Origin of the sequence: Tropicimonas isoalkanivorans, from assembly GCF_900112335.1 — a bacterium.
Lineage (GTDB): Bacteria > Pseudomonadota > Alphaproteobacteria > Rhodobacterales > Rhodobacteraceae > Tropicimonas > Tropicimonas isoalkanivorans.
Genome location: NZ_FOLG01000015.1, coordinates 117,325 through 123,373, shown reverse-complemented (window position 1 = coordinate 123,373; position 6,049 = coordinate 117,325). Strand labels below are relative to the sequence as shown.

Genomic DNA, 6,049 nt, shown 5'->3' with positions numbered 1-6,049 from the left:
CAAGGAACTGATCGCGGCGGTGGACGAGTTCATCCCGACGCCCGACCGTCCGGTCGACCAGCCGTTCCTGATGCCGATCGAGGACGTGTTCTCGATCTCCGGCCGCGGCACCGTGGTGACCGGCCGTGTCGAGCGCGGCGTGGTGAATGTGGGCGACGAACTGGAGATCGTGGGCATCCGCGACACCAAGAAGACGACCTGCACGGGCGTCGAGATGTTCCGCAAGCTGCTGGATCGCGGCGAGGCGGGCGACAACATCGGCGCGCTGCTGCGCGGCATCGACCGTGACGGCGTGGAGCGGGGCCAGGTGCTCTGCAAGCCGGGTTCGGTCAAGCCGCACACCAAGTTCGAGGCCGAAGCCTACATCCTGACGAAGGAAGAGGGTGGCCGTCACACGCCGTTCTTCGCCAACTACCGCCCGCAGTTCTACTTCCGCACGACGGACGTGACCGGGACGGTGACGCTGGCCGAAGGCACGGAGATGGTGATGCCGGGCGACAACGTGTCGTTCACGGTCGAACTGATCGCGCCGATCGCGATGGAAGAGAAGCTCCGCTTCGCCATCCGCGAAGGCGGCCGCACCGTCGGCGCCGGCGTCGTCTCGAAAATCATCGAGTAAGTCGCTCGATTGAGGAATTCGGGGTGGGCCTATTCGGCCTGCCCCAAGCTTTTGAACTGGGTTCGACGTGGGATGTGGATGAGCCGCATTCGACCTCTCAACTCCAATGCCGAGAACAAGGCTGACTGACAATGCAAAGCCAGAACATCCGCATTCGGCTGAAGGCGTTCGACTATCGCGTGCTGGACTCCAGCACCCAGGAGATCGTCAACACCGCCAAGCGGACGGGTGCACAGGTACGTGGGCCCATTCCGCTGCCGAACAAGATCGAGAAATTCACGGTCCTTCGGGGCCCGCACATCGACAAAAAGTCTCGCGACCAATGGGAGATCCGCACGCACAAGCGGCTCCTGGACATCGTGGACCCGACGCCGCAGACCGTGGACGCGCTGATGAAGCTCGACCTCGCCGCCGGTGTCGACGTCGAGATCAAGCTTAACTGAGGGGGGCATACGACATGATGCGCTCTGGAGTTATCGCAAAGAAGGTGGGTATGACCCGCCTGTTCATGGAGGACGGCCGCCAGATCCCGGTGACCGTGCTTCAACTCGACAATCTGCAGGTCGTTGACCAGCGGACCCAGGAACGCGACGGTTATACGGCCGTTCAGCTTGGGGCCGGCTCTGCCAAGGCGAAGCGGACCAGCCAGTCCATGCGTGGCCATTTCGCGAAAGCGAACGTCGCGCCCAAGCGCAAGGTCGCGGAGTTCCGTGTGGCGCCCGAGAACCTGATCGAGGTAGGCGAGGAGATCACTGCCGACCACTATTTCGAAGGTCAGTTCGTGGACGTCTCCGGTACCTCGATCGGTAAGGGTTTCGCCGGTGCGATGAAGCGGCACAATTTCGGCGGCCTTCGTGCCAGCCACGGTGTGTCAATCAGCCACCGCAGCCACGGCTCGACGGGTCAATGTCAGGACCCGGGTCGGGTGTTCAAGGGCAAGAAGATGGCTGGTCACATGGGCGCTGCCCGCGTGACCACGCAGAACTTACAGGTCGTCCGTACGGATGCCGACCGTGGCTTGATCATGGTCAAAGGCGCTGTTCCCGGGTCCAAGGGTGGCTGGGTGACGATCAAGGATGCGGTCAAGAAGCCGTTCCCCGAGAACGCCATCCTGCCTGCTGCGCTGAAGTCGGCAGCCGAGGAAGCCCGGCGTCTGGCTGAGGAAGCTGCGGCACAGGCCGAGGCCGAAGCCAAGGCAGCCGAAGAAGCGGCGCGCGCCGAACAGGCGGCGGCCGAGGAAGCGGCTCTTGAACAGGCCGAGGCTCAGATCGAAGCTGAGAAGAAGGAAGGCGAGGAATGAAAGTCGACGTGATCAAACTGGACGGCGGCAGCGCCGGCAGCGTGGATCTCGGCGACGAGATCTTCGGCCTGGAACCGCGTGCGGACATCCTGCACCGCGTGGTCCGCTGGCAGCGCAACAAGGCGCAGCAGGGTACCCACAAGGTCAAGACCCGCTCGGAAACCAGCTACTCCACCAAGAAGATCTATCGCCAGAAGGGCACCGGTGGCGCACGCCACGGGGACCGCAACGCGCCGATCTTCCGCAAGGGTGGTATCTACAAGGGTCCGACCCCGCGCAGCCATGCTCACGACCTTCCCAAGAAGGTCCGCAAGCTCGGCCTGAAGCACGCGCTGTCGTCGAAAGCTGCGACCGGCAATCTGGTGGTGCTTGACGCCGCCAGTCTGGACGAGGCCAAGACCAAGGTCCTTGCCAAGCAGGTGAAGGACCGGGGCTGGAAGCGCGCGCTGATTATCGACGGTGCCGAGGTGAACGAGAACTTCGCTCGTGCCGCGGCCAACATCGACGGTCTGGACGTGCTGCCCTCGATCGGCGCCAACGTCATGGACATCCTCAAGCGTGACACCCTGGTGATCACGAAGGCGGGTGTCGAAGCTCTGGAGGCCCGTCTGAAATGAGCGTGAAGACCGAATTCTATGATGTGATCCGCAAGCCGATCATCACCGAGAAATCCACAATGGCGTCGGAGTCCGGCGCGGTGGTCTTCGAGGTCGCGATCGACGCCAACAAGCCCCAGATCAAGGAGGCCGTCGAAGGCCTCTTCGGGGTGAAGGTGAAGGCCGTGAATACGACCGTCACCAAGGGCAAGGTGAAGCGGTTCCGCGGCCAGCTCGGCAAGCGGAAGGACGTCAAGAAAGCCTATGTGACCCTCGAAGAGGGCAACACGATCGACGTGACGACCGGGCTCTGAGAGCCGGGTCGGACGCAAGGAATGGGGCCCCTGCCACGGCGGGGGCCTTTTTCATTTTGGGGGTGTCTCATGCGTGGGACGGACTGAAAGTGCTTGAAGATCAATGGGTTGGCGGGGCGGGTTTACGGTTTGGTAAGGTTTCCCGCCCTTATACCCGGTCGATGGCCGCCACCCCGGTGCTGGCGATCAATACGGCGTCAAAAACGTTTCCCCGGTGGCCGCGCGGGCGTATGCTGTCGGCCGCCGATAGAATGCTCAGGGAGGAGATTGCCAGATGCTGCCGAGATACCGTTGGATCGCCGCGAGCCTGATCGCGCTTGCCGCCGCGGGATGTGAAACGACAACGCCGCCGGGCAAGAGCGGCGGCACGGAGCAGCTTCGCGCGTCGATGACTCCGGCGCTCCGATCCGCCGGCGTTCCGGACTTCTGCATCGAGCAACTGTCGCTCTCCACGCTGGCTCAGGTGAAGGGCATAACCGGCAAACGCGCGCGCTCCAGCATGGAGGCATTGCAACGCCGGCAGCAGATCCGCGCGGCGGCGAGCAAGGACTGCGGAGCCTTTTGACGGGCTGTTGCTCCATGCCGTAAGACACTGGCCTCAAAGGCTTTGGCGATGCGAATTGGAATTGAAGGTTGGCGAAACTCCTTCCGTCGTGTCATCCAACTGAGACAGCGAACGGTCAAGCGGTGTGATTGTATCCGAGCACGCAGGCGGTCTGTACACCATTCAGGGCAACATTCGCACCACTTGAGTTCACAAATTGTGAAGGCACCTTGTGCCAGATGGTTGGAGTACACTAAGTATATTAATCGAAAGAGGTTCATTGACTGACATGCCTTACAACCCGAAGAAAGCGGCTCAGACTGTTGCCTTCTTTGCGATAAAGAATGGCAGGCGCATCAACACGTTGAAGGCGGTCAAGTTGGTGTATCTAGCGGATCGTGCATCGATTGAGGCCTATGGGTTTCCCATCCAAGAGGAACGTAGGGTGGCGATGCCGCGTGGTCCGGTTAACTCTACTACCTACGATTATATTAAAGGCGAAGTATCTCCGAACCACGACGGCGGTTGGTCCGACGTACTTACTGATCGAGAACAACACAACGTTGGCTTGACTGATCATGACATGGCTGTCGATGATCTCGATGAGCTGAGTGATGCTGATGTGGCTGTGTTGGAGCGCGTTTGGCGTGAATTCGGGCACCTAACCCAGTGGGAATTGGTTCAATGGACGCATGACCCGGATAACATTCCAGAATGGGCTGATCCCGATGGGTCCTCACGGACAATTCCTTTAGAAAAAATCATGGCTGCGGTTGGCGTTGACAACGTTAATGAGGCCGTCGAGGAATTGAATTCTGCGTCCAGAGCAGCGGATTTTCTGCGGAGACTTTGAGTAGTGTTTTTTGTTAGGGGGACGTTACTTGTGCCCTCTGGGCCCTCTCATGATCCTGACAGAAAACATCTTCACGTCATTTGTAACGATACGGACGAGGATGGCCGAAATCTTCTCGTTCCGATCGTATCGTGGACCAACGACCGTTGCGACGACACATGTATCGTGTTGCGACATGAACATTCGTGGCTGACGAAACCCAAATCTTACGTCCTTTACCGAAAGGCAGATCTGTATGAGGCTGTTGCCCTGCAAAGAGGCGTGCAGGCAAAAGACGTTCTTGTGCGGGAAGACTGTAACGCTCAATTTTTTTTGAGGGTGCGAAACGGACTCTGCAAGTCGGCCCACACTCCAAGAAAAATAAAGAGGTATTTCGACTGCAAACCTTGGAAGTTGGACAAATAGTCCTGAGGGTAGGACGAGGAAAGTTCTGACACCGGTTGCGGCGATACCCCGGCACGGAATCAAGGCGAAGCCGCCGTGCCAGCACCGTCCCGTTCCGGCGGGCTGGCGCTTTGGTGGGGCTGGGTATGACGGTCGGGGGATGCAAATGGCGGCACCATCAAGCGTGTTGACCGGAGGTCTGAGCGTTCGCCGGGCTTGCGCGGCCCCACTGGGGCCGCGGTCCTGGATCACCTCACGGGACGGCGCTGGCGCGGCTACCGCGCGAGCGGGTGGTTGGAGCCATTGCCACGCGGTTGCGGTTCGGAGCGGGGCATGGTCCCGGTTCACCTCACCGGGCGGTTTTGGGCCGGCTGGCGCGCTTGATTTCATGGCGTTTCGCGCCGGGAATCGCTTGACCCGCCCCGGTCGCTCCCATAAGAGACCCCATCCGCCGAGCCCCGGATCCGTCCGGGGCTTTGGCTTTGTTCGCAAGAACGACACCCGGGGACCTCGAGAGGGGGCCCTATACCTTGGCCGCAAGGCCCACACATAGCGGGGCGCAAAGCCCTGCAAAGCTAACGGAAGACAGAAAGCATGGCACTCAAGTCGTACAAGCCGACGACGCCGGGCCAGCGCGGGCTGGTGCTGATCGACCGTTCGGAGCTGTGGAAAGGACGCCCCGTCAAGTCCCTCACCGAGGGTCTGACGAAGAAGGGCGGCCGGAACAACACCGGACGCATCACTGCACGACGCCGCGGTGGCGGGGCGAAACGCCTCTACCGGATCGTCGATTTCAAGCGCAACAAGGTGGACGTCGCGGCGACCGTCGAGCGGATCGAATACGATCCGAACCGGACCGCCTTCATCGCGCTCATCAAATATGAAGATGGCGAACAGTCCTACATCCTGGCGCCGCAGCGCCTCGCCGTGGGCGACCAGGTCGTCGCCGGCACCAAGGTCGACGTGAAGCCGGGCAACACGATGCCGTTCTCCGGCATGCCGATCGGCACGATCGTGCACAACATCGAGCTGAAGCCCGGCAAGGGCGGCCAGATTGCGCGCGCCGCAGGCACCTACGCCCAGTTCGTCGGCCGTGACGGCGGTTACGCCCAGATCCGGTTGAGCTCGGGCGAGCTTCGCCTGGTTCGCCAGGAATGCCGCGCCACGGTCGGGGCCGTGTCCAACCCGGACAACTCGAACCAGAACTTCGGCAAGGCGGGCCGCACCCGGCACCAGGGCAAGCGTCCGTCCGTCCGCGGTGTCGTGATGAACCCGATCGATCACCCCCACGGCGGTGGTGAAGGCCGGACCTCCGGTGGTCGTCACCCGGTGACGCCCTGGGGCAAGCCGACCAAGGGCGCCCGCACCCGCAACACCAACAAGGCGTCGCAGAAGCTCATCCTGCGCTCGCGTCACGCCAAGAAGAAGGGTCGCTAAAG

8 protein-coding genes are annotated in these 6,049 nt (G+C 61.5%); all 8 read left to right on the top strand.

Going from position 1 to position 6,049, the window contains the following annotated elements:
• The coding region (locus BM075_RS20020; RefSeq protein ID WP_245758924.1) for an EF-Tu C-terminal domain-related protein at window positions 1-619 on the top strand (619 nt) is incomplete at its 5' end.
• Window positions 620-750: 131 nt separating this feature from the next.
• Window positions 751-1,062 carry a 30S ribosomal protein S10 gene (gene rpsJ / locus BM075_RS20015; protein ID WP_093362474.1) on the top strand — a complete coding sequence of 104 codons (312 nt, stop codon included), beginning with the start codon at window positions 751-753 and terminating at the stop codon, window positions 1,060-1,062.
• Window positions 1,063-1,076: 14 nt separating this feature from the next.
• Window positions 1,077-1,919, top strand: coding sequence for a 50S ribosomal protein L3 (gene rplC, locus BM075_RS20010; protein WP_093362473.1), 843 nt, complete (start codon window positions 1,077-1,079; stop codon window positions 1,917-1,919).
• Window positions 1,916-2,536: a 50S ribosomal protein L4 gene (rplD, locus tag BM075_RS20005; RefSeq protein ID WP_093362472.1), complete on the top strand. Its 621-nt coding sequence runs from the start codon at window positions 1,916-1,918 to the stop codon at window positions 2,534-2,536. The genes rplC and rplD overlap by 4 nt, the downstream gene beginning before the upstream one ends.
• Window positions 2,533-2,829, top strand: a complete 297-nt coding sequence (locus BM075_RS20000) for a 50S ribosomal protein L23 (RefSeq protein WP_093362471.1) — start codon at window positions 2,533-2,535, stop codon at window positions 2,827-2,829. The genes rplD and BM075_RS20000 overlap by 4 nt, the downstream gene beginning before the upstream one ends.
• A 274-nt stretch (window positions 2,830-3,103) precedes the next feature.
• Window positions 3,104-3,394: a hypothetical protein gene (locus BM075_RS19995; RefSeq protein ID WP_093362470.1), complete on the top strand. Its 291-nt coding sequence runs from the start codon at window positions 3,104-3,106 to the stop codon at window positions 3,392-3,394.
• A 268-nt stretch (window positions 3,395-3,662) separates the two neighbouring features.
• Complete coding sequence (locus tag BM075_RS19990; protein ID WP_093362469.1) at window positions 3,663-4,226, top strand: Panacea domain-containing protein; 564 nt, start codon at window positions 3,663-3,665, stop codon at window positions 4,224-4,226.
• Between the two features lie 978 nt (window positions 4,227-5,204).
• Window positions 5,205-6,047 (top strand): 50S ribosomal protein L2, encoded by an 843-nt coding sequence (gene rplB / locus BM075_RS19985; protein WP_093362468.1) that lies wholly within the window; start codon window positions 5,205-5,207, stop codon window positions 6,045-6,047.
• The last annotated feature ends 2 nt before the right edge of the window (window positions 6,048-6,049 follow it).

Excerpts from the sequence above, each read along its gene's own strand:
- rplC (WP_093362473.1), top strand. The coding sequence starts at position 1,077 with ATGATGCGCTCTGGAGTTATCGCAAAGAAGGTGGGTATGACCCGCCTG.
- BM075_RS20000 (WP_093362471.1), top strand. The coding sequence starts at position 2,533 with ATGAGCGTGAAGACCGAATTCTATGATGTGATCCGCAAGCCGATCATC.
- rpsJ (WP_093362474.1), top strand. The coding sequence starts at position 751 with ATGCAAAGCCAGAACATCCGCATTCGGCTGAAGGCGTTCGACTATCGC.
- rplD (WP_093362472.1), top strand. The coding sequence starts at position 1,916 with ATGAAAGTCGACGTGATCAAACTGGACGGCGGCAGCGCCGGCAGCGTG.
- BM075_RS19995 (WP_093362470.1), top strand. The coding sequence starts at position 3,104 with ATGCTGCCGAGATACCGTTGGATCGCCGCGAGCCTGATCGCGCTTGCC.
- rplB (WP_093362468.1), top strand. The coding sequence starts at position 5,205 with ATGGCACTCAAGTCGTACAAGCCGACGACGCCGGGCCAGCGCGGGCTG.
- BM075_RS19990 (WP_093362469.1), top strand. The coding sequence starts at position 3,663 with ATGCCTTACAACCCGAAGAAAGCGGCTCAGACTGTTGCCTTCTTTGCG.